This is a genomic window from Streptomyces sp. TOM-9, from assembly GCF_056858595.1.
Genome location: NZ_JBXEQB010000001.1, coordinates 1,104,388 through 1,127,474 on the forward strand (window position 1 = coordinate 1,104,388; position 23,087 = coordinate 1,127,474).

The following is a 23,087-nucleotide window of genomic DNA, read 5'->3' on the forward strand; positions in this document are numbered from 1 at the left end:
CCGAATACGCCGATGCAGGACCAAGTGGTCGCTCGAGTGGCCTGCCACCGCGCACCGGGAACGTACCGTCCCGGTAGGGCACCAATCGGGATGATCGGGGTGCAGGTCAGAGGGCTGCTTCGGCCAGTTCCATCAGCGAACCGTCGACGGATTCGGCGCCGCGGCGGGCGGCGGTGACCCCGGGCAGGATGTCGGCCGCGAAGAACTTCGCGGCGGCGATCTTGCCGTTGTAGAACGCCCTGTCCTTGGCGGACGCGTGCGCCAGTCTCGCCTGCGCCACGGCCGCGCCGCGGAGCAGCAGGTAGCCGACGAGCACGTCACCGGACGCCATCAGCAGGCGGGTGGTGTTCAGGCCCACCCTGTAGATGGACTTCACGTCCTGCTCGGTGGCGGCGAGGTCGGTGAGCATGACGCCGACGATGGCCTCCAGATCGGTCACGGCCTGGGCGAGCCGGTCGCGCGCGGCGGCCAGCTCGTCACCGCCGGTCCCGGCCGCCAGGAACTTCTTGATCTCCTCGGTGAGGGCGGTCAGCGCTGCGCCCTGGTTGCGGACGATCTTCCGGAAGAAGTAGTCCTGGCCCTGGATCGCCGTGGTGCCCTCGTAGAGGGTGTCGATCTTGGCGTCGCGGATGTACTGCTCGATCGGGTACTCCTGCAGGAAGCCGGAGCCGCCGAAGATCTGCAGGGACTGGGCGAGCTGCTCGTAGCCCTTCTCGGAGCCGTAGCCCTTGACGATCGGCAGCAGCAGGTCGTTGACGCTGTGCAGGGCCGAGGCGTCCTCGCCGGCCGCTTCCTTGACCTCGATCTCGTCCTGCACGGTGGCGGTGTGGAGCACCAGCGCGCGCATGCCCTCGGCGTAGGCCTTCTGCGTCAGCAGGGAGCGCCGTACGTCGGGGTGGTGGGTGATGGTGACCTTGGGCGCGCTCTTGTCCGTGAAGTCCGCCAGGTCGGTGCCCTGGACGCGGTTCCTGGCGTACTCCAGCGCGTTGAGGTAGCCGGTCGACAGCGTCGCGATGGCCTTGGTTCCGACCGTCATGCGGGCGAGCTCGATGATGCGGAACATCTGGCGGATGCCGTCGTGCTTGTCGCCGATGAGTCGGCCCTTGGCGGGGTGCTGGTCGCCGAAGGTCATCTCACAGGTGTTGGACACCTTGAGGCCCATCTTGTGCTCGACGTTCGTGGCGTAGACGCCGTTGCGCTCGCCCAGCTCGCCGGTCTCGACGTCGAAGAGGTACTTCGGGACGAGGAAGAGGGACAGGCCCTTGGTGCCGGGGCCGGCGCCCTCGGGGCGGGCGAGGACGTAATGGAGGATGTTGTCGCTGAGGTCGTGTTCGCCCGAGGTGATGAAGCGCTTCACACCCTCGATGTGCCAGGACCCGTCCTCCTGCTCGACCGCCTTCGTGCGGCCGGCGCCCACGTCCGATCCTGCGTCCGGCTCGGTGAGCACCATCGTGGAACCCCACTGCCTCTCCACGGCGAGGGTGGCGATCCTCTTCTGTTCTTCGGTGCCCTCCTCGAAGAGCACCATGGCGTAGGCCGGGCCGGAGACGTACATCCACACGGCCGGGTTGGCCCCGAGCACCAGTTCCGCGTAGGCCCACATCAGGGAACGGGGAGCGGGGGTGCCGCCGATCCGTTCGGGCAGGCCGAGACGCCAGTAGCCGGAGTCCATGAAGGCCCGGTAGCTGTTCTTGAAGGTGTCGGGCAACGGTGCGCTGCCGCTGGAAGGGTCGAAGACGGGCGGGTTGCGGTCACCGTCCTCGAAGGACGCGGCGAGGTCGTCCTCCGCGAGACGGGCGACCTCTTTGAGGATGGTCGTGGCGGTGTCCACGTCCATCTCCGCGAACGGGCCGGTTCCGTAGACCTTTTCGCGGCCGAGGACCTCGAAGAGGTTGAACTCGATGTCGCGGAGATTCGACTTGTAGTGCCCCATGGCGCGAGCTCCGTAAGTGTCTGGAAGGCCCTGAGGAGGGGCCCGCCGGTGGGTGTCGGGGGCGGGGGGTGTCCAGGTGTGCGTCGACGCGCAACCGCTGCCCGCTGATGGTGCGTCGGTTCAGCCCGCTACCAGGGGCTCCTCGTTGCAGCCCGCCAGCGCGTCCAGCGCCGCCTGCCGGCCGGTGTCGACGGCTGCACGGAGCGGGCCCGGGCGTCGTTCGGTGTTGCTGATCGGCACGCTGCCGAGAGGGGGACGGATCTGCAGGGTCGCGGGGTGCGAGGCGAGGAGCCGCTCCTCCTCCGTCCTGACGGCCTCGCGTTGCAGCCAGGGCATGAGGGCTCCTGGTGCCCTCCGGGCGAACCAGCGCGACATCACCAGGCGTTGGCCGAGCGGCGGGGCGGACGGGGTCTCGTCCGTACGCCGGGTGCGCAGGGCCACGATGTGGGTGGCCTTCTGCGCGAGTGCCGTGCGTACGGGGACGGCCTCGCTCACGCCGGCGTCGACGAAGGACCGCCCGTCGATCTCGACGGGTCCGCCGGCGAGGAGGGGCATGGCGGCCGAGGCGCGCAGTGCTGCCTGCAGGCTGGCCTGGTCACGGATCTGCTCGTGCAGGTCCGTGGGCCGGCCGGTGAGGGCGTCCGTGGCGATCGGGTGGAACTCGACGGTGCTGTCGAGGATCTCCTGGAACCCCATCGGCATGATCTCGGTGTACACGGTGTGGACCAGGAAGCGGGTGTCCACCACGGGCCGGCGGCTCAGGACGCGTCGTGGGTTGATGGTCGTCCTCATGATCATCGGAGTCCACCAGGCGTGCATGGTGGACTCGGCGCGTCCGCACAGCAGCCACGCCGCGTTCAGCGCTCCCGCGGAGCTGCCGTAGACGGCGTCGAACAGCGGTAGGAGCCCGAGTTGCTCGATGGCGATCGCCATACCGCTGGAGTAGGCGCCGCGGGAGCTTCCGCCTTCGACCAGGAGGACCAGGCGCGCGTCGTCGCGGCGGCGTCCGGGGGTGCTCCCCTGCCGCTGACGCTCGCGCAGCAACTGAAGGACGGTTTCGCTCATCGTTGGCTGCCTTCCAGCGGGCGGACGGTGAGGATCTCCTGGACGTGGCCGACCGGGCCGCCGACGTCGTGGAGAACGGCGCTGGTCAGGCCATGCCCATCGGGGCCGAAGCTGACGGTGGTGTCCAGGCCGGTCCAGCTCCCTTCGGGCCGGCGGTGGAAGTGGAGGGTCATGTCCACGTTGGGGTACGTCCACTTCGTGGGGGGCCGCTGCACGGCCATGCCGTTGACGACGTCCACGCGGGCGACGAACGCCGCGAGGGCGCTGCTCGGTTCGCCGGCGACGAGGCCGACGTGGCTGCCGACCCACGCGGCGGCACGGCCCGCCTGGCCGGATGCCCGTCGGCGGACGTGAAGGGAGCGGGTGTAACCGCAGTCCCACAGCTCGCTCATCGCCCACGGTGCGAAGGTCCCGGGTGGGGCGAGCCGTTCGAAGGGGGTGTCGGCGACCGCGGCGGTGTCGAGAGCCGTGAGGAGCCAGGCACGGGCCCGGATCACCGGACGTCCCGCCACGGCGACGACGGCCTCCAGTAGTTCGACGGTGCGGCCGGGGCGGATGGTCTCCACGGTGATCTCGCACTCGTCGAGGGCGAGGAAACCGAGGATGTCGTAGCTGATCCGGGCCAGGACCAGGTCGTCGGCGGGGCCGGCGGCCCGGTGCCCGTCGATCGCGTGGACGACGAGACCGGCCACGGGGCCGAAGTGGTGCTCCCCCGCGTTCCAGGCGCCCTCCGCGTGGGTGGTGGGTGTGTAGCGATGCTCGCCCGTGCGGTGGTAGTAGCTCTCACCGGGAGCGGCGGTCGGGGTCAACGGGTGTTCTCCTCAGCTGAAGCACGGGGGCGAGCAGGATGAGAAGGCTCGCCGCGTCGGGGCCGGGATCGAAGGACCGGCAGAGCGAGCGCGGCTCCCCACACCCCTTGAAGGGGTCGCCAGTCGTGCCGCCTCAGCGTCGGAGACGGTGAACCTACTCGCGGGTAACGCGCACTTCAATGAGTGTCCGCCAGTAAATCGCTACTGTCAAATAGCAAATTTAGAGTAGCGCTATCAAAAATAATGCGTAGCGATATGCGGCGAGGTCGGACCCCGGGCCATTCCGTCAGACACCGGTCGCCATACCGGAGTCGGCGCAGACGGTGGCCATGCGGTGAATGCCCTCGGCGATCTCCTCGGTGCCGGCGATGTCGGCGAAGCTGAGCCGGATGTACGGGCCCGGAGCCTCGGCGGCGAAGTAGGGGCGGCCGGGGGACACGGCCACGTCGGCCCGGAGGAGTGCGGCGGTGAGCGCGGCCTCGTCGGTGCCGTCCGGCAGGCGGAGCCACAGGTGGTAGCCGCCCGCGGGAGCGCGGACGCCGGCGGCGACACCCGGCAGGTAACGGTGCAGTGCGGCGAGCATGGCCTCGCGGCGCTCGTGCAGGGCGGAGGTGATGGTGCGCAGATGACGGGGCCAGGCAGGGGTCCCGACGAGTTCGAGGGCGGCCTCCTGGAGCGGCCGCGGCACGAAGAAGCTGTCGACCAACTGGATGGCTCGCAGTCGCTCCATGACCGGTCCGCGGGCGACGAGCGCGCCGACCCGGAGGTTCGGCGAGGCCGGCTTGGTCAGCGAGCTGACGTGCACGACGGTGCCGTAGGCGTCATCGGCCACGAGCGGCGGAGGGAGTTGTCCGCCGTGGCCGAGACGACGCGCGAAGTCGTCCTCGATGATGAAGGCGCGTGCGGCGTGCGCGATCTCGGTGATGCGGCGGCGCCGGTCCGGAGCCAGGACCGCACCCGTGGGGTTGTGGAAGAGCGGCTGGCAGTAGAAGACGCGCGCTCCGGTGGCGGCGAAGGCGTCCTCCAGGAGGTCGACGCGCACGCCGTCGTCGTCCATCGGCACCGGCACGGGGCGCAGCCCCGCGGCCCGGGCGGCGGCCAGCAGGCCGGGGTAGGTGGGCGACTCCACGAGCAACGGGGAGCCGGGGGGAGCGAGCGCCTGCAGGGCGGTGGTCAGCGCGGCCTGACCGCCTCCGGTGACGAGCACCTGTGAGGGGATGACGCCACCCCCTGACCCGCCCACCTCACGGGCGAACCAGGTGCGCAGTGCGGTCAGGCCCTCCAGTGGCGGCCGCACCCACGCGTCGGGACGGCGGGCGGCGCGGGCGAAGGCCGCTCCCAGGGCCTGTTGGGGCTGGAGGGAGGAGTGCAGGTAGCCGCCGTTGAAGGCGATCACGCCTGGAGGAGGAAGCGCGAGGCTGGCGAAAATGGAGGAGGCGTCGACGATCCGCGGTGCGGGCTCGGCGTGTTGCTGGTCCTCGGCCGTGAGCGCGATCTGCTGCCAGGACGTGTCGACGGCCCTGGTGTCGACGACGCTGTGGTGCGCACGGTAGGCCCCGGCCCCGGGCCGGGTGATCACCAGCCCCTCGGCGGCGAGCGCGGCCAGCGCGCGCGAGACGGTGACCGGGCTGACCGCGAAGCGCTCGACGAGGGCCCGGCTGGACGGCAGTTTCTCTCCCGGGGAGTAGCGCTCGAGCTCCTGCCGCAGGGTCGCTGCGATACTGTCGGATCTGCTACTTCTTTTCATGATAAACAAGGATAGTGCTTCCGGTCACGCGCGCGATCGCGTAGCCACCCTGTCGTCGATCTCCGACCTGCGGCGCCATGGTTGCAAGTTGACGCGTGTCCATCAAAGCGCCCACCCGCTTTCGAGGGGAGCGACGGGCCCGCCCGTCACGGCGTGGTCCACATTGGGAAAGCGCCAAGGGTGGGCCCCGGTTCGGCGGGCCGGCGCTGCGGTCTTCGGCGCGGAGGATCTTCATGGCTCTGCGAAGGGGAGGCTCAGGCGTCATGACGGCCGGGTCCGAACGTATGGACCGGATCGCCGTGCGGCAGGCCCGCCACCAGGATGGCGAGTCGGTCGGCGCGTTCCTGGCCGGGCTGTCCGTGGACAGCCGCCACCGGCGGTTCTTCTCCCCCATCCGGCATGTCAGCCCCGCCCTGGTCCGGAAGATGGTCACCGTAACGCCCCGTCAGTTCGTCCTGCTCGCCCTGGACGGGGACGCCGTCCTCGGGCACGTGATGGCGGTCCGCACCGGCGAGCGCACCGTCGACGTGGGGATCGTCGTCGCCGAGGGGTACCGGTACCGCGGGATCGGTGGCCGACTGGTGCGTGAACTGGGAGGCACCCTCGAAGCGCTGGGCTGCACGCAGGTGTGCTGCGACGTACTCGGCGAGAACCGCTTCGTGCTGGAGTGGCTCCGTCGCTTGATGCCCGACCTTCGACTGGAGCGCAGCGGCGCGACGGTGACCGTACGCGGCAGTCTCACCCCGCACGCCGCTTGACGGGACACGGGCGCACAGGCGCTATCATTTTTTATGAGGCTTACGAGTAGTGCTACTACTGAGATGCGGGTAGCGGTCGGTGGACGACCGCATTGAGGCCCGGCAGCTGATCAACGCGCTGCTGCCCGAGCGACTGGAACGACTGCGGGAGGCGACCGGCGTGCCGGTCGCCCTCGGTGGCACCACTCGGCACCACGTCAGGGGCCTGTGCCTGGTGCTCGACTGCCTCCTGGGCACGGTGGGCGACTCGATGCGCGGACTGGTCGTACAGGCGGGCAAGGGGCTCGGCGGGAGCGTATTGCGTCGCCGTGCTCCCCTTCGGGTCAACGACTACCTCACCACCATGGCGATCACCCACGAATACGACCGGGTCGTGCGGGCTGAGCGCCTCACCTCCGTCTTCGCCGTACCCGTGCTCATCCGGGGCGAGGTCGGATGCGTCCTGTACGGTGCGGTGCGCGGCCGCAGTCCCCTCGGCGAGCGGACGGTCCGCACCGCCGCGGTCGTGGCCGACCAGCTGCGGCGTGACGTCGAGGAACGGCTGAGCTCCACGCCCGGGGCGGGCTCCCCGCAGACCCGCGGCGCACTGGCCGAGCTCGCCGCCGTCATCCGCGACACGGACGACCCCGCGCTGCGTGCCCGGCTGGTGCGGATCCAGCAGGCCCTGTCGGGTCGGTCGGCACCCGGCACGGTGAGGCCGCTGCTCTCACCCCGGGAGATCGACGTGCTCCGGCTGGTGGAAGTGGGCGCGGGCAACGTGGAGATCGCGGACCGCCTCGGGCTGAGCCTGGAGACGGTCAAGACGTACCTGCGGTCGGCGATGCGCAAGCTGGAAGCCCGCAACCGTACGGCCGCGGCGCACCGCGCACGGCTGAACGGACAGCTGTGACACCGACAGCCGGAGCCGGGACGAGATCCGATCCTCTCCAGCTGAGTAGCACTGAAGTCCGTTTCCTCAAGAGACAGGCCCCCGGCGCTTCGCAGCGGCGGGGGCCCGGCTCTCGGCCGAGGGGACGTCTGGGGGAGGTCGACGGACCCTCATGCACGTGCCAAGCCTCGCCCCGGCCGGCCACGGCTGCCAGGCGGGAGGCGCAATCGGGTGACGGGTCGGGAGGGGCGCCCACGCTCCCCCCGCCCGGCCAGGCATGCCCGGCCGTGTGGCGATCGCCATACACGGCGGTCCTGCAGCACCTCATGGACTCGGGTCCCGTGAGAACCCGCTGACCTCTCGCGGTCGCCGATGCCGGCTGAGCGCCCGGTGTGCGACTCGGCCCCTTCCGCACCCCGATCGCGAGCACGCCCGCGGAGCCGGTCCGGTCCGGTCTCAGCGCAAGAGGTCCGACGCCATTTTCGGAGGAGTTGCGATGCAGGTAGCCGTGGTCACGTTCGACGGGTTCAACGAGCTCGACAGCTTCATCGCCGCCTCGTTGATCAACAGGTGCCGCAAGGACGGCCTGGAGGCCTTCATCACGACACCGACGCCGGTGGTCACCTCGATGAACGGCCTCGAGGTCACCGGGCAGCGCCCGATGGAATTCGTGCGCGAGGCCGACGTCGTACTCATCGGAAGCGGCGTGAGGACGCGCGACGTGGTCGCCGACGACCGGTTGCTCTCGATGCTGCCGCTCGACCCTTCGCGACAGCTGATCGGTTCGCAGTGCTCCGGCGCGCTGGTGCTGGCGCGCCTCGGTGTGCTGGGTGACATGCCGGCGTGCACCGACAAGAAGAGCCGGGCTTTCGTCGAGGCCTGCGACGTCACCGTGCTGGACGCGCCGTTCCACGCCGAGGGGAACATCGCCACGGCGGGCGGCTGCCTGGCGTCCCAGTACCTCGCCGCATGGGTGATCACCCGGACGCTCGGGGAGGACGCGGCGCGCGGCGTCATCGACTACGTGGCCCCGGTCGGTGAGAACCAGGAGACCGTCGAGCGCGCCATGCGGGCCGTCCGCGCGGGCGAGGTCGCACTGCACTGACACCCCACGGGTCCCCGGGCTTCACGCCTGAGGGCGCGTGAGCGCGTGGGTCCGCGGGCACTCAGGCCATGCCCGCCGCGTCCAGCATGGCCGCGGCCGTGGCGACGGCCAGCCCGCCCAGACCTTGGGCCTGGGCTACGGCGCGGGAGCTGGATCCGTCGAAGGCGATGGTGAGCTGGCGGGCCAGCACATCCGGGTCGTGCGCGTCACCGCGGCTCGCCTCCTCTCGGAAGAAGTCGGTGAGCGCGTCCTTGTAGCGTCGCGCCACCACCCTGGCGGGGTGGAGGGGGTCCTTGAGTTCGAACGCGGTCGCCAGGAAGGGGCAGCCCAGGTACTCCGGGGACGCGGACAGCGACTCGAGCCGTTCGAAGACGTGCATGATGCGGTCGCGCGGTGGCAGGTCGGCCCCGGGGGCGGGCAGCAGCCGGGCCAGGTAGCGGGACCCCGCGCGCTCCAGGCTGGCCGCGAGGACGTCGTCCTTGCTCGTGAAGAGCTGGTACATCGACCGCTTGGAGACCCCCGCCGCCCGGCACAGCGCCTCGACGCCGATGTTCACGCCCTCCCGGTAGAAGAGCCCGGCTGCGGCGTCGAGGAGCCGCTCACGGCTTGGGCTCGTCGCGGTCGCAGCCACCCTCGCGGTCGCAGCCGCCGGCGCGGACTCGGACGAGGCCGATGCGGTCGAAGTCATACGCCACAGGCTACGCCCGCTGCTTGCCAGGAAGAAACCGATCGGTTTACGGTACAGAAAACCGATCGGTTTCCACCGTCGGCCGCAACGCAACTGGGAGCAGCTCATGACCGCAATCGCAGGTTCGACCGTGCTCGTCACCGGGGGCAGCCGGGGCATCGGCAAGGCCCTGGTCGAGTCCCTGTACGCCCGGGGCGCCAAGAAGGTCTACGCCACCGCCCGCGACCCCCGCAGCGTCACCCACCCCGGCGCGGTCGCACTGCCCCTGGAGGTCACCGACCCCGCGTCGGTCGCCGCCGTCGCGGCACAGGCACGGGACGTCACCATCCTGGTCAACAACGCCGCGGCGGCCGTGGCGGCGTCCTTCCTGACCGCCCCGGTGGACGACGTCCGCCGCGAGTTCGAGACGAACTTCTACGGCCCCCTGCAGATGACCCGGGCCTTCGCCCCGATCATCGAGGCCAACGGCGGCGGCCATCTGCTCAACGTGCACTCCGTCCTGTCCTGGGTCGCTCTCGCCGGTTCCTACAGCGCTTCCAAGGCAGCGCTGTGGTCCCAGACCGACTCGCTGCGCCTGGAGCTGAAGCCACGCGGCGTCAACGTGACCGGGCTGCACGTCGGTTACGTCGACACCGATCTGGCGGCGCACATCGACGCCCCGAAGTCGTCGCCGGAGAGCGTCGCCGAGCAGGCGCTGGACGGCATCGAATCCGACGCCTACGAAGTGCTGGCCGACGAGCTGTCCCGCCAGGTCAAGGCGGGCCTGGCGGCCGACCCCGCCGCCCTGTACCCGCAGCTGGCTTCCTGAGCGCACGCCCCGGCGGCGTCGTATCGTCAACGTGTAGGAGCTTCCTCACCGAACGAGGTCGGTGAGATGGACACCTTGGATGGGGCATCCCCCGCCCGCACCCCGGCCCTCGACGGAGGCCCGGCGGCCTTCGTGGTGGACGCGGCGGGCCTGGTGTGCGGATGGAGTCCGGCGGCCGAGCGTCTTCTGGGGTACGAGACTCCCGAGGTCGTGGGCAGACCGGTCGGCGAGCTTTGCCCGGTACTTCCGTGGGACGCCCTCCGGCAACTGGTGCCGGCCGCGGAGAGCAGCAGTACCCCCTGGCTCTCGGTCGTCCTCATGCATCGGCTCGGCCGCGCTGTGCCCGTCGCGCTCATGGCCTCGTCCGTGACCTCCGCCCTTCCGGGCAGCGAGCGAACGGTGATCTTGGCGACCGCCGGTCCGCTGCCGCAGATCTCGGAGGACGAGGCGGCGCGCAGCCTGCTCGACCACCACGAGCACCTTGTGGCGGTCGGCCTGAGAAGGCGCATGGAGGCCGCTCACGCACCGGACCACAGCGCGGCCGAGATCTCCCGCTCCTACGTGCCCGCCCGCAGTGGCACGGGGGTGAGCGGCGCGTGGAGCGACGTCGTCCCGTTGTCCGGTATGCGGGTCGCCTTCAGCGTCGGTGACGTCCTGGTCTCCGGGGTACAGGCCACCGTCTGCATCGGTTTGATCGGCGCCGCGGTCCGGGCCCTGTCGGAACTCGATCTCGCACCCGAGGAAGTCCTCGCCCGGTTGGACGACATCGTGTCCCGCTATGCCTCGGGTGAGCCCGACCAGTGGTCCACGTGGTTCGTGGAACGACTGGTCGGCACGACGTTCCTCTACGCGGTGTGGGACCCGGTCGGGCGCCGCTGCGTCCTGGCCAGCGCGGGCCATCCCCCGCCCGCCGTGGCCGGTCCGGACGCATCCGCTCACGTCCTCGAACTGCCGGGCAACCGGCCCTTGGGCATGGGCGAGCCGGTCTTCGAACCCCTGGACCTGGAGCTCGCCGAAGGCAGCACCCTGCTCTTCCACACGGGCAGTCTGGTGCGCGCGTGCGGCAGCGAAGACGCAGTCCCCCGGCTGCTGCGGACCGCCATGCGGCGCGGCGGCCGGTCGGTCGAGGACGTCTGCGGGGGCACCGCGGACATCGCGGCGCCGCTCCTGGCGGCCGAGGACGACCTGTCGCTCCTCCTCGTCCGCACGCACGGACTCAGCGACGACCACGCGGTCACCTGGGAGCTGCCGCGCGACCCTGCCGGTGTCGCGGGCGCCCGCTCCCTCGTGGTGCGGCAACTCGACCAGTGGGGCATCGGTGACCTCGGCTTCACCACGGAGCTGATCGCGAGCGAACTGGTCACCAACGCCATCCGCTACGGCCGTGAGCCGATCCGGCTGCGGCTGATCCACGACCGGACCTTGATCTGCGAGGTGTCCGACGGCAGCAGCACCTCGCCGCACATCCGCCGGGCGAACACCAGCGACGAGGGAGGGCGCGGCCTGTTCCTCGTGGCCGAATGCTCGCGGTGCTGGGGGGTGCGGTACAGCGGCCAGGGCAAGACCATCTGGGCCGAACAGGCACTCGCCGGCGGCGCGGCTCAGACGTGAAGCGGTTCGGCGAAGAGCTCCCGGGCGGCTTCGATGAGTTCGCCGAGATCGGCGGCGGCAGCCCGGTCGCGCCGCCGTACCGGGGCCGTCGTCAGCGACGACCCCGCGGTGGCCGCGGCCTGCGGAACACCTCGCCTGAGGGGCGACCGCCGGTCGTCTTGCGACGGGCCGGATGAGGCGCCGCCCCCTTTGATCACGGACGCCGATATCGGACACATCATCGCTGAGCCGGACGTTTACCTCGCCAGGCGCGGCAGTCGGTGATCGGCACAGGCCGTTCGGCGCTGCGATCCCCGCCAAATCGCCGCGAGCCGCAAGGGGCGCACGATCACCCGTGCAACCGGCGGAGAGCGGGTTCATGGGCACCGTTTTAGACTGTGATTTCGGGCATCACGGCGTTTCCCACGTCGCGTATTCGGGTCGCAATCCGGGTGCACCGTGTCAGCACGCTCGCGCTGTGCCCACTCCATCGCGACGCACCAGGCGAAGAGCCCCGTCCCCAGGCAAGGGAGTGGACTTCAACCTCATCGGTCACATTGGTGCGCAGGTGCCGGCATCTGCGACGAGACAGGAGCGAGGAAACGATGGACGTCCAAGCGAACACCTACGCGCCGGACGAGACAGCCCTGCTGATCATCGACCCGTACAACGACTTCCTGTCCGAGGGCGGGAAGCTGTGGCCGGCCGCCAAAGCGGTGGCGGAAGGCATCGGCCTGCTCGACAACATGCGCGCCATGCTCGGTGCGGCACGTGACCTAGGCTTCCACGTCTTCATCGTGCCTCACCACCAGACGACACCCGACGACTACCGCACGTGGGACCACCTCTCCCCCACCCAGCAGCGCGTCGTGCAGGGGCAGACCTTCGCCGCCGGCAGCTGGGGAGCCGAGTGGCACCCCGACTTCGTGCCGCGCGAGGACGAGCTGGTCATGCGCCAGCACTGGGCCTCGAGCGGCTTCGCCAACACCGACCTGGACATGCTGCTCAAGCAACACCGCATCCAGAAGGTCATCTTCATCGGCATGAAGGCCAACACCTGTGTCGACACCACCGCGCGCTTCGGCCAGGAACTCGGCTACCACGTCACGCTCATCCGCGACGCCATCGGCGCCTTCAACTGGGACGAGATGAAGGCGACGTTCGACATCAACGGCCCTGCGTACGCGCACGCCATCCTCACCACCGACGAATTCCTGACGATCGTGGGCAAGCAGCCCCAGGCGATGGCCATGTGACCCGGCTCCGGGGCCCACCTGCGCACAACGGCGGTCAACTGCCGTTCGGGGCCGGGCGGCTGCGCAGACGGAACGTGCGGCGGTAGGTGTCGGGAGGCACGCCGACCGTGCGGTGGAAGTGCCGGCGCAGTGTTGTCGCGGTCCCCATGCCGGCGGCCGCCGCGATGGAGTCGACGCTGTCGTCGGTGGTCTCCAGCAGCACCTGGGCGTGCCGGATCCGCTGGGTGAGCAGCCACTGCAGTGGCGTGGTGCCGGTCACCGACCGGAAATGGCGTCCCAGGTTCCGTGAGCTCATCCGTGCCCGGCGGGCCAGGTCCTCCACGGTCAGGGGCCGGTCGAGGCGTTCGATCACCCAGGGGAACAGTTCGGCGAGGGGGTGGTGGTCCGGGGCGGGCGCCGGGGCCGTGACGAACTGGGCCTGTCCGCCGTCCCGGTGAGGTGGCACGACCAGGCGGCGGGCGACGGCGTTGGTGACCGACGAACCGTGGTCCAGGCGGACGATGTGCAGGCACAGGTCCATGGCGGCGGCCTTGCCGGCGGAGGTGAGCACGCTGCCGTTGTCCACGTAGAGGACGTCCGGGTCCACCGTCACCTTCGGGTAGCGGGCGGCCATGACCTCGGTGTGCGCCCAGTGCGTGGTCGCGCGTCTCCCGTCGAGCAGGCCCGCGGCCGCCAGTACGAACGCGCCGGTGCACAGGGAGGCCACGCGCGCGCCGGCCTCGTGGGCCGCGCGCACCGCGTCGACCAGTTCGGCGGGCGGGTCCTCGTCGACGTCGGCCCAACCCGGGACGATCACGGTGTCGGCGCCCGGGAGCCGGTCGAGGCCGTGATCCGGCTCCAGCGCGAACCGGCCGGCCCGCACGGCGCCCGGCCCGCAGACGACCAGGTCGTACCACGGACCTGCCACGCCGTCCGGGGCGGAGCCGAAGACCTCGTACGCGAGGGAGAGTTCGAAGTGCAGCATCCCGTCGGTAACGGCCAGCGCCACAGTGCCCATGTCCGGAATTGTACGGGGCATGGCGTTCCGGACACTCACGTTCCGGTGCCCGCCCCGGACAGGATGTTCCTCGGCCGATCACAACGGATCATTCCGATACGGGGGGAACCCATGGATTCAGGGCTCAAGGTGGCGGTGTTCGGCGCGTACGGACACACCGGGCGCTTCGTGGTGGCGCATCTGCGGGATCGCGGGTTCGTCCCGGTGCTTTCCGGGCGCGACACCGACAAGTTGAAGGAGCTCGCGACATCCGGACCCGGGCTGGACGCCCGCCAGGCGTCGGTCGACGACGCGGCCTCCCTCGACCGCGCACTTGCCGGTACGGCTGCCGTGGTCAACTGCGCCGGGCCCTTCGCGACGACCGCCGCCCCCGTGATCGAGGCGGCACTGCGCGCCGGAATCCCGTACGTGGACGTGGCCGCCGAAATCGAGGCCAATGCCGATACGTTCGCGGACTTCGACGACCGCGCCCGCGCGGCAGGGACTGTGATCGTCCCTGCCATGGCTTTCTACGGCGGTCTCGGCGACCTGCTGACCACCGCCGCCATGGGCGACTGGACGACGGCGGACGAGGCACACGTCGCCTACGGGCTGGACAGCTGGCACCCCACCGCCGGCACGCGTGCCGCGGGCGCGGTCTCCCGGCAGCGGCGGGGCGGGCGACGCGTCCGCTTCACGAACGGGCAGCTGGAGTACCGCGACGACGCCCCGCCGACCCTGACGTGGCCCTTCCCCGACCCGATGGGCCCCCGCAGCGTCATCGGGGAGTTCACCATGGCCGACGTCGTCACCGTTCCCAGCCACCTGTCCATCCCCGAAGTGCGCACCTACATGACGGCCGAGGCGGCCACGGATCTGGCCTCCCCGGACACACCGTCGCCGGCCCCCGTCGACGAGCGCGGGCGGTCCGCGCAGACCTTCCTCGTCGACGTCGTCGTACGCTCCAAGGGCCACGAACGGCGCGCCACGGCGAAGGGCCAGGACATCTACGCCGTCACCGCACCGCTGGTCGTGGAAGCGGTCGACCGCATCCTGTCGGGACGGACCACGACGGTCGGTGTCGCCTCCGCCGGAGCGATCTTCGACGCGCCCGACTTCCTCCGCGCCCTGTCCCCGTACGTGTCCGTGGACCTGGACGCGTAGCGGACTGAACCGGTGGCCCGGTGCGCTGCGCCCCCATGCGGCGGGCGTGACGTGCACCCCTAAGCTCGACCCCATGACCGCGTTCGACGACCTCACTCGCCTCGTCCCTCCGCCGTCGCAGCCGCTGTGGGCGAACGGAGACTGGAATGAGGTGGAGGCAGCACTTGACAGGGAACTCCCGTCGGACTTCAAGCAGTTGGTCGAAACCTACGGGGCCTACCACTTCGCCGATTTCCTGACGCCGCTGACCCCCTTCGGCGGGCGGGACCTGCTCGTCGGCCCGGCGAAGCGGCTGCTGGACCAGGAACGCAACTTCCGGGACAGCCACCCCGAAGACTGCCCGTACCCCTTCTACCCGGAGCCGGGCGGACTCCTTCCGTGGGCAGGAACCGACAACGGGGACCGCGTGTGCTGGCTCACCGACGGGAAGCCGGACGAGTGGACGGTCGTCTGCTGGAATCCGCGAGGCTGGTATGACGACGCCCATCCCGTGGGTGCGGTCGAGTTCCTGGTCGGATGGCTGTCGGGACGCATCAGCACCCACGTCTTCCCTGATGCCACCGAGTCCGGCGACGAGGACTGATTCCTCACCGGGTCGGACGAGCCGGCCGTTCAGCATCAGGCACGACGGCGATACCCGCGGATTGACCATGGCTGGATGCGCGCCCTCGTACTCCAGCCGTAGTTCACGATCTTGCCGTCAGCCAGGGCCACCGCGGTGCGGGAGACTCAGGGGCCGTAGGCGAGATCTGTGCCGCCGCTTGCCTCGACCAGCCAGGACAGCGAACCGCTGCCGAACGGCCAGCCGGTGGTGGCCACCTGCACCCAGCCGCCCGACTCATCGGTTCCCGCGTGCCACCACCAGCTGCGATCGTCACCGGCCCCTTCCTCGGTCGGGTCGAAGTAGAACAACCAATCCGAGAGCGTCCACGGCCCCCGGCCGGCTACCGCTCTCTGCTCCGGCGTCATCGCCTGCCAGTGCCGCAGCCATGCCTCGGCATCGAAGGGCTCGCCGTGCTCCGGCTCCACAGGCTCGGGCTCGCACCGCCGGATGAACCATGCCGGCAGCAACTGCGGCCACCGCTCCGATTCAGGCCAGTCGCCCATCTGCTCGACCACGCACGTCAGCACCGCACGCGCATTGGCTATCACCAGAGCCGGGTCCTCCGCGGCGAATCGGACGCGCACGAGAAACGGTCGTCGCCGGTCGTCCTCAACTTCCGGTCCGGACCGAAGGCGCCGCAGCTCGCCTTCCACGATGTCCACGGCGAAGAAGTCTGCCTCATCACCGGCGTCCGCCACACCCTGATACCGCGAGTCCCCGAGATCGTGATCGTCATGGCTGGGCGGCTGCTTGGCGGCGGTAGTGGGAGGCGCGGGCTCGGGCTTGATGTCGGCGCCGCCACTGTGACCAGCGGAGCCGGTGTGCGAGGTCGTGGCTCGGGCTGATCAGCGCCGCAGACGGGGGTCGGGTCCTTTTCGGTGCCGATCTAAGCGTGTCGAGGCACCGCGTGGACCTTGAATCCTGCTGAGCACTGCACTCATCGAGGCGTGCCGACAGCACGCGAAGCCGGCGTTGCGGTCACATCCACAGCACGCCGTCGTCCTCGTGCTCGCGGACGCGGTGAGCGATCATGCGGCGGAGGAGGCCGGTCGGCACCGGGCTCCCGTACGGGAGCCTGACGGTGCCCTTGCCGGTTCCGAAATCGTTGAGTTCGGCATCGAAGGCTTCGCGGGTACTGGGGGTGAACGCGAAGTTCGCGTGCTTCGCGTGGCCGCTGATCACGAACAGGATCGTTCCCGACGGGTGCACCCACGCGGGGTGGCCCCATTTGATCGACTCGTTCGCCTCCGGCACGGTCTCACGCGCCAGCACGTGCAGCTGCCCCAGCAGCTCGCGGGCCTGGCCGCCGAAGCCCTCGATGTACTCGTCGATCGTCTGGGGCCTGCTCATGGCATCAGTCTGGCAGGCGACGCGCCCGGCTGGTCCTCGCCCCCGCGGCGCGGCGGCTGAGCGGCCCTCGCGCGAAATCACTGTCACAGGCGGCAAAGCGGTCTTGTCGTCTTTGTGGACAGTCCCCGCTTGGAGGGATGCATGGGCCCAAACCGCTCACACCTGCCCTCGGGCGTCGAGGGGTCCTCGCGCGAGGACACCTTGATCATCCGCTCGTCGCCATGAAAGGCCTTCTGTGAACCGTCCCTCTCAGTACCGGAACGTCAGGACCCCCCTCTCCCCCATGGCCGCGGTGTCCGCTACCGCCGGTCTCCTCTCGGTGGCCGTGGATCCCGCGGAAGCCGTACAGCAAAAGGAGGGTGGTTCGATGCAGGACGGCAAGCCGACGGTCGTCCTCGTCCACGGCGCGTTCGCCGACTCCTCGAGTTGGAACGACGTGATCAAGCAGCTCAAGCGACACGGCTACCCGGTGGTGGCCGCGGCCAATCCGCTGCGCGGACTGGCCGACGACGCCGCCCACATCAGGAGCCTCTTGGCGAGCATCGCCGGTCCTGTGGTCCTCGTCGGCCATTCCTACGGCGGTGCCGTCATCACCAATGCCGCCCACGGCTCCGACCAGGTCAAGGCGCTGGTGTACATCGCCGCCTTCATCCCGGACGAGGACGAGAGCGCCGACGACCTGGCGAGGAGGTTCCCGGGCAGCTCGCTCGCCGACGCGCTGCGTCCCGTCCCGTGCACCCTGCCCGACGGCTCCCCGGGGGTCGACCTCTACATCGACCAGGACAGGTTCCACCATCAATTCGCCGCGGACGTCCATCCGTACACCACGAACCTCATGGCGGCCACCCAGCGCCCCGTGACCGTCGCCGCGCTCGAGGAGCCTTCCGGCGAGCCCGCGTGGAAGACGATCCCCTCCTGGACGCTGGTGGCCGGCGAGGACCTCAACATCCCGCGTGAGGCCCAGATGTTCATGGCCAGGCGCGCCGAGTCCCACATGGTCGTGATCCACTCGTCCCACGCCCCGAGCGTGTCCCACCCGGGTGACGTCGCCGACATCATCGAGCGGGCGGCGCGCTCGGTCCGCTGAGCGAGCGGCTCCACGGGCGGGCGCTGACGTGACTCCCCTCTCGTCGCCGTACGAGCCCTCGCCATCGCCATCGCCATCGCCAACCGCACGTCCATCCTGGCCCGATCCGGCCTCATCGAAGAGGAAGAACTCCCGTGCCGTACACGCCCAACGCCGGCCCCTACGACAGTCTCACCCCGGACAACGCAGTCGTCCTGCTGATCGACCACCAGATCGGCCTGATGCAGCTCATCGACGACATGCCCCCGGAGACGGCGAAGAACAACGTCGTCGGGCTCGCCCGGGCGGCGAAGACCCTGGGCCTGCCCGTCATCCTCACCACCAGCCGCGACTGGGGTCCGAACGGGGCTCTGCTGCCCGAGCTCGCCTCGCTCTTCCCCGACGAGGAGGTCATCCGCCGATCCGGCGTGATCAACGCCTACCGGTGGCCTGCCTTCCGCGAGGCGCTGGAGGCCACCGGCCGGAAGAAGGTCGTCATTGCCGGGGTCACCGATGCCACCTGCCTGTCGTTCCCCGCTTTGGACATGGTCCTGGACGGCTACGAGGTGCATGCCGTGATCGACGCCTCCGGCGCCGAGGCGCCCGGCGAGATCGTCCGCGACGCGGTCGTGGCGAACCTCTCGCGGGCCGGGGTACACATCAAGTCGTGGTTCGGCGTGGTCGCCGAACTCATCGCCGACTGGCGCCGCGACGAGGCGAAGGGCTGGCCGCTCGCCGCGGGTGCGGTCCACGACCACCTGCCCAGCTGGGGATACCTCCTGGACACCGACGTGGCCTACGGGACGGGCCGGATGACGCCTCCGGAGTGGTTCGTGGCGGGCGCGTCCGAACCGACCGGCCGCACTCGGGCGGCCGGCACCGCGGAGCGTGGCGACTGACCGGGTCCGCCGGCCACGGGGCGGAGCGGCCACCCTTGGCCGCCGCCTTACCGCTGCGCCGGACGCAGCGGCGCGCGACCGCGATGATGGACGACGTCACGCCGCAAGGAGCCGGGGTTGCCGACCCGGCCCATGCGGCCGCGGGGCAACCGGCCGAGCACATGGTCACCGAACTGAGCCCGGGCGAGCGCGCGCAGTCCGTCGATCTGCTCATGCGCGTCGCCCGTCCCGCGAGCGGCACGACGTAAGCACGCCGGATCACCTTGCAGGTGTGCGCACCTTTCCCACCTCGGTAAAAAAACGAATGTTCGGCTTGACGGGAGACCGCTCGTGCCACAGGATGGGCACCGCAAAAAGGAATGGTTGTTCTCGGAAAGGGAGGAGGCGCCGTGGAAACCGTGCACACCTCGGGGTCGGCTGTGACCGCATGCCGGGTTGCGCGGGATGGCGGGGCTTCCGCCTCACCTTTGCCAACCGGGCCCACCCCGCCCGAAACCGTGGCCTTCGTGCTCCAGGGCGGTGGCAGCCTCTGCGCGTCGCAGGTCGGCGCCTTGCGGGCGCTCACACACGCGGGCATCACGCCCGATCTCATCGTCGGGTCCTCGGCCGGCGCGCTCAACGGCGCGGCTTTCGCGGCCGACCCGACCGCCGAGGGCGTCGACCGGCTGGAAACGCTGTGGCTGAACATCAAGCGGCGGCACGTGGCGCCGATTTCGCCATGGACCGTGATCCGGGCCGCGCTGGGTCACGGCGAGGCCGCGGTCTCGAGCACCGCGCTGCGGCAGGTACTGAGGTGCGGGGTCGGCGTCGACCGGCTCGAAGACGTCGCCGTGCCGGTGCACGTCGTGGCGACCGACGTGGAGACCGGCGCCGCGGTGGTCCTCTCCCGGGGCGACGCCGTATCGGCCCTGCTGGCCTCAGCGGCCGTCCCGGGCCTGTACCCCCCTGTGCGCGTCGGGCAGCGTCACCTCATCGACGGCGCCGTATCGGCGGACACGCCCGTTCTCCAGGCGGAGGCACTGGGTGCGACGACCATCTACCTCCTGCCCGCCGCCGTCTCCGAACAGACCGGCCGCCGGGCACGGACGGCCCTGCTCGCCGCCTACCAGGCGGTGGGAAAGATGCTGGAGGAGCGGGAACGCCGGGACGTGGCGGCGGTGCGCGGGTCGGTTATACGGCTGCCGGCCGCCACCACGCCCGTGGTCAGCCTCATCGACTTCCACGACACCCCGCGGCTGCTCCAGACGGGCTACTCGCTCACCCGGGACTGGCTCGCCCGGCAGCCCGCGGCGATGGCCTGAGGACGTCCGATGGCCAACACGGCCCGCTTCATCAGGCAGTTGCTCCCCCGCACCTCACGTCCGCCGAACAGCCGCGCGCCGCGGTGGTGGGCGGAACTGCTGCTGGTCGGGGTGCTCTACGCGGTCTACGAAACCACCCGCGGGCTGCAGCGGGGCTGGGACGCCAGCGCGGACGGCAACGGCCGGAGCATCCAGCGCTGGGAGAACGCCGTACACATGGCACCGGAGCAGCCCCTCAACCAGGTGCTGCACCAGCTGCCGGTCCTGGCCGTCGCCGCCGCGTACTTCTACGCCACGCTGCACTACGTCGTCACGCCTGCCGTCCTCATATGGCTCTACCGCAGGCACCCCACGCACTACCGCGGCGCACGCACCTGGCTCGCCACGGTGACACTGGCCGCGCTCGTCGCGTACTGGCGTTTCCCGACCACGCCGCCCCGTCTGCTGAGCGACGGCGGCATCCGCGACATCGTGGCCGACGTCGAGCATTGGGGGTGGTGGAGCGGCGAGACCAGCGCGCCGCAGGGACTCGGCAGCCTCGTGAACGAGTACGCGGCCATGCCGTCGCTCCACGTCGGCTGGGCGGTGTGGTCGGGGTGGCTCCTCTTCCGGCATTCCCGCCGGAAGACGCTTCGGGGCTGCGGCCTCGCCTACCCCGTACTGACCACTCTCGTGGTCGTCGCGACGGGCAACCACTATCTCGCCGACGCCGTCGCGGGCGCCCTCCTCATCGTGCTCTTCGGCTCGTTGACCGCTCTCGTGTCCGCCGAACGTTCCGCCCGGAGCGGCGCACGCCGTGTCCGGCCGGACCACCCGGATCCCCACTCGCAACTCCCCCCAAGGCAGTCCGACATGCCCCACTCCCCCCTACCGTCGCTTCCGGGCGACGGAGATCGCCCGAGCGTCGCGCGCACGACACCCGACAGCGGACATGGCACCGGGAAGGCCGGTGGCTGGCTGCGCAGTCGGCGCCCGGGGCAGACCGCCTCACACCTCACGTTGCACTTGGGGGATGTCTTCCTCGTCGGCGACGACGCCGAGGGACCGACCGGGGGTCTGGTGCGGTTCCGGATACCGGACGCCATCGAGGACGGCCGGCCGCGACGCTCGTGGTGGCCCCGGACGGACGTGGGGCGCCACCTCGCCGGATCCACGGGGGAGCTCCGGCTGGTCCGGAACCACCGCCACGACGGGACCACCGCCCCGCAGGCACTCATCGCGGTGCTCACGCTCAACGGCATCACCGACGTCGTGCCCCTCGTACGGTTCGACATCGCGGACACGCTCCCGCACGTCGCAGACGCGGACTCGGGCCGTGCCGCAGCCGTCGACGTGCACTTCTTCGCGGGTCTGTGGGATCTGCCGATCCCGGCGCGCACGAAGTGCCGGGTGCACCTGGAGGGCCCGGCCCGGCTGCTGCCCGACTGGCCGGGGCGATGAGCGACGAGGACGGGACCGAGGCCGACGACCCGGCGACGGGGCCGGGCGACCGGGCGGGCCACGCCCACCACCCGTGCGGCACGCTCACCGCGCTACCGCGCCTGCGGCGACGTGCCGCGCTGATCGTGGGCGCCATCGCGGTGTTGCTGGGCGCGGACGGGAACCTGGCCCTCACCCCTCACGACGGCGGGGCACCCGCCGGTGAAACCACGACGGTCCGGAAGACGTAGCCGAGCAGGTCCCGCCCGGTGCGGCACCTTCTTGGCAAAAAGAAAACGAATGTTCGGCTTGACGTTTTCCCGCGACAACCCCACACTGGAGCAGTAAATAAAATGATCATTCGTCTTTGTGGAGGCATGGCGTGAAAAAGCCATCGACGGGGCTGCAGTCATGGCACCGGACCGTCATCGCGACCGTGGCGTTGCCATTGGTGATCTCTCTGGCCGTGATGGCGTTCGCGTGGCCCGCGTCGCGGATCGCGCCCCGCGATCTACCCGTAGGGGTCGTCGGCACCAGCGCGGCCAGCCAGAAGGCGGTCGAGGGACTGACGCACGGCAAGCCGGACGGATTCGACTTCCACCTCTACGCGGACCAGGCATCGGCGCGCTCAGCGATCGAGCACCGGGAGATCTACGGCGCCTTCGTCATCACTCCGGGCCACGTCACCGTGCTGGAGGCCACCGCCGCGAGCATGCCCGTCGCCCAGTTGCTGACCACGTCCGGCCAGCACCTGGCGGACCAGGCGGCGAAGGCGGCGAAGGCGGCGAAGGCGGCGGCGAAGGACCCGACGCCGCCGAGCGACGCGTCCGTCCGGTCCACCGCCGCAAAGAAGGCCGCCGCGAAGAAGGCCGCCGCGAAGAAGATCACCAAGGTGAAGGTGAAGACGGTCGACATCGTCCCGATCTCCGCGAGCGACCCGCGCGGCGTCGTCTTCGTTTCGGCCCTTCTCCCGCTCACCGTGTGCAGCATCATCATCGCAGCGCTCATCGCGCTGACACCCGGTCGCGTCTCGGTACGCCGCAGGCTGGTCGACCTGGTCGCCGCGTGCGCCGTGACGGGACTCGCCGCCTACCTCATCGCCCAAGGCCTTCTCGGTGCCCTGCCGCACCAGCACGTGGCCACCTGGGCGGCCCTGTCCTTCACCCTGCTCGCCATCAGCGCGACCAGCTTCGGCCTGGTCACCCTCATCGGTCCCCCCGGGCTCGGACTGAGCGTCGCACTCATGGTCTTCGTGGGGAACCCCTTCTCCGGCAGCACGTCCGCACCGGAACTGCTGCCCAAGGCCGTGGACGAAATCGGCCAGTGGCTCCCGCCGGGTGCCGGCGCGGGCCTTCTGCGCAGCACTGCCTACTTCGACGGGAACGCGTCCGCGGGACACATCGTCGTCCTCGCCCTGTGGAGCGCCCTGGGCCTGGCCGCAGCCCTCATCGGGGGCCGACGACGCTCCGCGGTCGCGAACGGCACCTTGGGGGAGGACCGGCTCGACGCCGGCGACACGAGTGCGGTCGCCCCGGACACGGCCGGCACCACGACGACCGTGACGCCCGCACCGGTGTTCCGCACGCACTCGCACGCCCGGCACGCCGCCCACGGATGAGGAAGGCGGCTCGTCCTCGCCTCCGCGCGGGAGACGGCGACAGCCGGCCAACGCACCGAACGC

General features: G+C 70.5%; 23 protein-coding genes. 15 read left to right on the forward strand and 8 right to left on the reverse strand.

Annotated features, from left to right (window positions below):
• Positions 1-106: 106 nt before the first annotated feature.
• The 4 genes from AC1VWI_RS05185 to AC1VWI_RS05200 all read right to left on the reverse strand — a co-directional run bounded on the left by AC1VWI_RS05185 (position 107) and on the right by AC1VWI_RS05200 (position 5,554).
• Positions 107-1,933 carry an acyl-CoA dehydrogenase gene (locus AC1VWI_RS05185; RefSeq protein ID WP_499509725.1) on the reverse strand — a complete coding sequence of 609 codons (1,827 nt, stop codon included), beginning with the start codon at positions 1,931-1,933 and terminating at the stop codon, positions 107-109.
• 120 nt (positions 1,934-2,053) lie between these two features.
• Positions 2,054-2,998: a patatin-like phospholipase family protein gene (locus tag AC1VWI_RS05190; protein WP_499509726.1), complete on the reverse strand. Its 945-nt coding sequence runs from the start codon at positions 2,996-2,998 to the stop codon at positions 2,054-2,056.
• On the reverse strand, positions 2,995-3,807 hold the full coding sequence (locus AC1VWI_RS05195; RefSeq protein ID WP_499509727.1) for a thioesterase family protein: 813 nt from the start codon (positions 3,805-3,807) through the stop codon (positions 2,995-2,997). Before AC1VWI_RS05195 ends, AC1VWI_RS05190 begins: the two co-directional genes overlap by 4 nt.
• Before the next feature lie 286 nt (positions 3,808-4,093).
• Positions 4,094-5,554: an aminotransferase-like domain-containing protein gene (locus tag AC1VWI_RS05200; protein ID WP_499509728.1), complete on the reverse strand. Its 1,461-nt coding sequence runs from the start codon at positions 5,552-5,554 to the stop codon at positions 4,094-4,096.
• Positions 5,555-5,817: 263 nt separating this feature from the next.
• On the opposite strand from AC1VWI_RS05200, the gene AC1VWI_RS05205 reads away from it, so the two are divergent.
• From AC1VWI_RS05205 to AC1VWI_RS05215, 3 genes are all read left to right on the forward strand, one after another.
• Positions 5,818-6,312: a GNAT family N-acetyltransferase gene (locus AC1VWI_RS05205; RefSeq protein ID WP_499509729.1), complete on the forward strand. Its 495-nt coding sequence runs from the start codon at positions 5,818-5,820 to the stop codon at positions 6,310-6,312.
• A gap of 79 nt (positions 6,313-6,391) precedes the next feature.
• Complete coding sequence (locus tag AC1VWI_RS05210) at positions 6,392-7,201, forward strand: helix-turn-helix transcriptional regulator (protein ID WP_499509730.1); 810 nt, start codon at positions 6,392-6,394, stop codon at positions 7,199-7,201.
• 475 nt (positions 7,202-7,676) lie between these two features.
• Positions 7,677-8,285 carry a type 1 glutamine amidotransferase family protein gene (locus tag AC1VWI_RS05215; protein WP_499509731.1) on the forward strand — a complete coding sequence of 203 codons (609 nt, stop codon included), beginning with the start codon at positions 7,677-7,679 and terminating at the stop codon, positions 8,283-8,285.
• A gap of 61 nt (positions 8,286-8,346) precedes the next feature.
• On the opposite strand, the gene AC1VWI_RS05220 is transcribed toward AC1VWI_RS05215, so the two are convergent.
• A complete protein-coding gene (locus AC1VWI_RS05220) occupies positions 8,347-8,916 on the reverse strand; it encodes a TetR/AcrR family transcriptional regulator (RefSeq protein WP_499516724.1) in 570 nt (189 codons plus the stop codon).
• Positions 8,917-9,079: 163 nt separating this feature from the next.
• Here AC1VWI_RS05220 and AC1VWI_RS05225 point away from each other — a divergent pair, with 163 nt between their 5' ends.
• The 3 genes from AC1VWI_RS05225 (at position 9,080) to AC1VWI_RS05235 (ending at position 12,627) form a co-directional block, all read left to right on the forward strand.
• Positions 9,080-9,781, forward strand: coding sequence for an SDR family oxidoreductase (locus AC1VWI_RS05225; RefSeq protein ID WP_499509732.1), 702 nt, complete (start codon positions 9,080-9,082; stop codon positions 9,779-9,781).
• Positions 9,782-9,847: 66 nt separating this feature from the next.
• On the forward strand, positions 9,848-11,392 hold the full coding sequence (locus tag AC1VWI_RS05230; RefSeq protein WP_499509733.1) for a SpoIIE family protein phosphatase: 1,545 nt from the start codon (positions 9,848-9,850) through the stop codon (positions 11,390-11,392).
• A gap of 584 nt (positions 11,393-11,976) precedes the next feature.
• Positions 11,977-12,627: a cysteine hydrolase family protein gene (locus tag AC1VWI_RS05235; RefSeq protein WP_499509734.1), complete on the forward strand. Its 651-nt coding sequence runs from the start codon at positions 11,977-11,979 to the stop codon at positions 12,625-12,627.
• Between the two features lie 34 nt (positions 12,628-12,661).
• Here AC1VWI_RS05235 and AC1VWI_RS05240 read toward each other — a convergent pair whose 3' ends face one another.
• On the reverse strand, positions 12,662-13,624 hold the full coding sequence (locus AC1VWI_RS05240; protein ID WP_499509735.1) for a helix-turn-helix domain-containing protein: 963 nt from the start codon (positions 13,622-13,624) through the stop codon (positions 12,662-12,664).
• A 111-nt stretch (positions 13,625-13,735) separates the two neighbouring features.
• Between AC1VWI_RS05240 and AC1VWI_RS05245 the strand changes: the two genes are divergently transcribed.
• Both AC1VWI_RS05245 and AC1VWI_RS05250 read left to right on the forward strand, forming a co-directional pair.
• Positions 13,736-14,767 carry a saccharopine dehydrogenase family protein gene (locus AC1VWI_RS05245; protein WP_499509736.1) on the forward strand — a complete coding sequence of 344 codons (1,032 nt, stop codon included), beginning with the start codon at positions 13,736-13,738 and terminating at the stop codon, positions 14,765-14,767.
• A 73-nt stretch (positions 14,768-14,840) separates the two neighbouring features.
• Positions 14,841-15,350, forward strand: coding sequence for an SMI1/KNR4 family protein (locus AC1VWI_RS05250; RefSeq protein ID WP_499509737.1), 510 nt, complete (start codon positions 14,841-14,843; stop codon positions 15,348-15,350).
• A gap of 146 nt (positions 15,351-15,496) precedes the next feature.
• Here AC1VWI_RS05250 and AC1VWI_RS05255 read toward each other — a convergent pair whose 3' ends face one another.
• Both AC1VWI_RS05255 and AC1VWI_RS05260 read right to left on the reverse strand, forming a co-directional pair.
• Positions 15,497-16,033: a hypothetical protein gene (locus tag AC1VWI_RS05255; RefSeq protein ID WP_499509738.1), complete on the reverse strand. Its 537-nt coding sequence runs from the start codon at positions 16,031-16,033 to the stop codon at positions 15,497-15,499.
• A 316-nt stretch (positions 16,034-16,349) separates the two neighbouring features.
• Positions 16,350-16,721 (reverse strand): iron chaperone, encoded by a 372-nt coding sequence (locus AC1VWI_RS05260; protein ID WP_499509739.1) that lies wholly within the window; start codon positions 16,719-16,721, stop codon positions 16,350-16,352.
• A gap of 367 nt (positions 16,722-17,088) precedes the next feature.
• Between AC1VWI_RS05260 and AC1VWI_RS05265 the strand changes: the two genes are divergently transcribed.
• The 7 genes from AC1VWI_RS05265 (at position 17,089) to AC1VWI_RS05295 (ending at position 23,024) form a co-directional block, all read left to right on the forward strand.
• Entirely contained in the window at positions 17,089-17,808 is a 720-nt protein-coding gene (locus AC1VWI_RS05265; RefSeq protein ID WP_499509740.1) for an alpha/beta fold hydrolase, read from the forward strand.
• A gap of 134 nt (positions 17,809-17,942) precedes the next feature.
• Positions 17,943-18,686, forward strand: coding sequence for an isochorismatase family protein (locus AC1VWI_RS05270; RefSeq protein WP_499509741.1), 744 nt, complete (start codon positions 17,943-17,945; stop codon positions 18,684-18,686).
• Positions 18,687-18,721: 35 nt separating this feature from the next.
• On the forward strand, positions 18,722-18,934 hold the full coding sequence (locus tag AC1VWI_RS05275; RefSeq protein ID WP_499509742.1) for a hypothetical protein: 213 nt from the start codon (positions 18,722-18,724) through the stop codon (positions 18,932-18,934).
• A gap of 249 nt (positions 18,935-19,183) precedes the next feature.
• The gene (locus tag AC1VWI_RS05280; RefSeq protein WP_499509743.1) at positions 19,184-19,987 is read left to right on the forward strand and encodes a patatin-like phospholipase family protein; all 804 of its coding nucleotides are present in this window, start codon (positions 19,184-19,186) and stop codon (positions 19,985-19,987) included.
• A 9-nt stretch (positions 19,988-19,996) separates the two neighbouring features.
• On the forward strand, positions 19,997-21,427 hold the full coding sequence (locus AC1VWI_RS05285; protein ID WP_499509744.1) for a phosphatase PAP2 family protein: 1,431 nt from the start codon (positions 19,997-19,999) through the stop codon (positions 21,425-21,427).
• Positions 21,424-21,657: a hypothetical protein gene (locus AC1VWI_RS05290; RefSeq protein WP_499509745.1), complete on the forward strand. Its 234-nt coding sequence runs from the start codon at positions 21,424-21,426 to the stop codon at positions 21,655-21,657. The genes AC1VWI_RS05285 and AC1VWI_RS05290 overlap by 4 nt, the downstream gene beginning before the upstream one ends.
• A gap of 131 nt (positions 21,658-21,788) precedes the next feature.
• Entirely contained in the window at positions 21,789-23,024 is a 1,236-nt protein-coding gene (locus tag AC1VWI_RS05295; protein ID WP_499509746.1) for an ABC transporter permease, read from the forward strand.
• The last annotated feature ends 63 nt before the right edge of the window (positions 23,025-23,087 follow it).